1 protein-coding gene and 1 pseudogene are annotated in these 2,649 nt (G+C 63.4%); both read left to right on the plus strand.

Annotation, left to right across the window (positions count from 1 at the left end; genetic code table 11):
- Positions 1-354 precede the first annotated feature (354 nt).
- Positions 355-1,172, plus strand: a pseudogene (locus ACWCQ1_RS51920) (alpha/beta fold hydrolase).
- Between the two features lie 590 nt (positions 1,173-1,762).
- A complete protein-coding gene (locus tag ACWCQ1_RS51925) occupies positions 1,763-2,560 on the plus strand; it encodes a ZIP family metal transporter (protein WP_451030111.1) in 798 nt (265 codons plus the stop codon).
- The last annotated feature ends 89 nt before the right edge of the window (positions 2,561-2,649 follow it).

A 2,649-nucleotide genomic window follows, 5' to 3' on the forward strand; every position in this document is an offset into this window, starting at 1 on the left:
ACGACATCCCGGGCAAGGGACGCGTCGCCGTGACCAGCTATCTGGCGCGCCCCGTTGACGACGTCTCGCTCGCCCTCGGGACGGAACACGCCGACTGGGCTTGTGCAGACGAAAGGGAGCCCCTCCACTCATCCCAGTTGCCGCACAACGTGCCGCCTCAATCACGTAGTTGGCGAGCCGTCATCGGCGCTGCAACTCGCTTCCAGGTTCACTCGCCCCGACTTTACTGTTCTCAACGCGCTGAAGCGGAGCCCCGGGGCTAGGGTGAACTTCGCAGGATGTACCCAGTTCCGTCACAGCCCTAACCGGCGTGACGCGTGAGGTTACAAGCCAGCTCCGAGAGGACATCAGACCATGCCTTTCGCCACCACCAACGACGGTACGCAGATCTTCTACAAGGACTGGGGGGCAGGTCAGCCCGTAGTCTTCTCCCACGGCTGGCCGCTGCCTGGGACCCGCAGATGAAGCTCATGGCGGACAACGGCTACCGGGCCATCGCGCACGACAGGCGCGGGGGCGGGCGCTCCGGACAAACCTGGGACGGCAACAACCTCGACACCTACGCCGATGACCTGGCCGCGGTCATCGAAGCCGAGGACCTTCATAACGTGATCCTGGTCGGTCACTCCACCGGCGGCGGTGAAGTCACCCGATACATCGGCCGTCACGGTACGAGCCGGGTCGCCAAGCTGGTCCTCCTGGGCGCGATCCCGCCTCTCATGCTCAAGACGGAAGCGAACCCCGAGGGTCTGCCGCTCGAGGTGTTCGACGAGATCCGCGAGGGCGTGGCGACGGACCGGTCTCAGTACTACAAGGACCTGAGCGCCCCGTTCTACGGCGCCAACCGCGAAGGCTCCACCGTCTCCCAGGGCACGCGCGACGAGTTCTGGCTCTGGAGCATGACTGTCGGAATCAAGGGCGCCTACGACTGCATCAAGGCGTTCTCCGAGACGGACACCACCGAAGACCTCGAGAAGGTCGACGTGCCCACTCTGATCGTGCACGGTGACGACGATCAGATCGTTCCGATCGTCTCCGCAGGCGCTAAGTCCTCGAAGATCGTCAAGGACGTGGTGTACAAGGTCTACGAGGGCGCGCCGCACGGTCTCGCCATGGTGCCCAAGTACGCCGAGACCTTCAACAAGGACCTCCTCGAGTTCGCCCGCAGTTGAAGTCGGAGCGCTGGCCCCGATGACCTGGGCCGAGGCTCCGCTCACTTCGGACCGCACCGCAGCCGATCCCGAGCCCCGAGCTCTCTGAGCTCGGGGCTCGTTCTTTCAGAGGCTGCTCGAAAGAACGGCCGACCGTTCACGCAGGTGCCCCGTCTCCGCTCGTCAGCCATCCCAACTGCAGCTTGCTGCAGCGCACACGACGAACGTCCCGGAATTGCCCAGGCCCTGTGCAGATACGCGGATTACATGGCCAGAGAGCAGAACGGTGAAGCACTGCCGGAGTGACGCCGTACGAGAGGATCGCACCGGCCGAGATCTCTTGCCGGCGACCGCAGGTACGCGCGCCAAGCAATGCCGCGCAGGCCGCCAGGCTCCGGACTTGTGTCCGCGCCCGGGGGGAGGGCAGTCAACCTCCTCCCGGGGCAAGTCGTTTGGCATCCGCCAAGAACTCGGACCGGGGCAGGTTCCCAGCCGTGCAAGTGCTTCACCATTTACCCGGTTTGGGGCTTGAGGCTGGGCGGCGCTCAAACCGCCGTACCGGAGGCAGCTCCTTCTCCGTGCTCGGCCTCCATCTGTGATGGGAGATCATGATGGCAGCTCCTCTACTGATAGCAGCCGGTGCCACCGCTACCACCCTGCTCGGGGGGTGGGTCGCGCAACATGTGGGTGACCGACGACATCTCGTGCTCGGCCTCACAGCAGGATTGATGCTGGGAATTGTCGGTTTCGACTTGCTACCCGAAGCGCTGGAAACGAACGAGACGGAGACATTCGGGGTCCCTGTCCCGCTGCTCCTGTTCATAGCCGGTTTCCTTGTACTGCACGTAACGGAACGCTGTGTGGCTATCCACCGGGCACATGAAGAGGAGTACGGGCCTCACTCGCACCCGTTCTCAGCGCCTCACCATCATCATGGTCACGCATCCCGAGATGGGCGAGCCCAAGGGTTGGGAATTGCTGCGGCGGGCGCGCTGGTGGGGCATAGTTTTCTTGACGGATTCGCTATCGGAGCGGCGGCTCAAGCGGGCGGGACCACGGGCACCGTGGTCGCCATTGCCGTAATCTCCCACGACTTCGCCGACGGGTTCAACACGTTTACCATTACCCAGCTATACGGTAACGACCGACGGAAAGCTCTAGCACTTGTCGTGGCCGATGCCGCTGCTCCGATCTCGGGCGCGTCAGTGACTTTGGCATTCACCATCTCCGAGCACATCCTGAGCATATTTCTTGGCTTCTTCGCCGGTTTCCTGCTCTACCTGGCGACGTCAGACATTTTGCCTGAGGCACATAGTCCGCATCCGACGCGGGCGACCCTCTTGTTCACCATCGCGGGAGTGGCGTTCATGTGGCTGGTCATCGGTTGGCCAGCTGATCTCAGACACTGAGCTTTTTCAGCGTGGCCACCGATCGGGTGAAGGCGTCGGGGTTCGCAACGCACGAGGCTCCCGTGCCGTTGAGGGAGGTGTTCGACGTC

It is taken from the genome of Streptomyces sp. NPDC002144, from assembly GCF_053593695.1.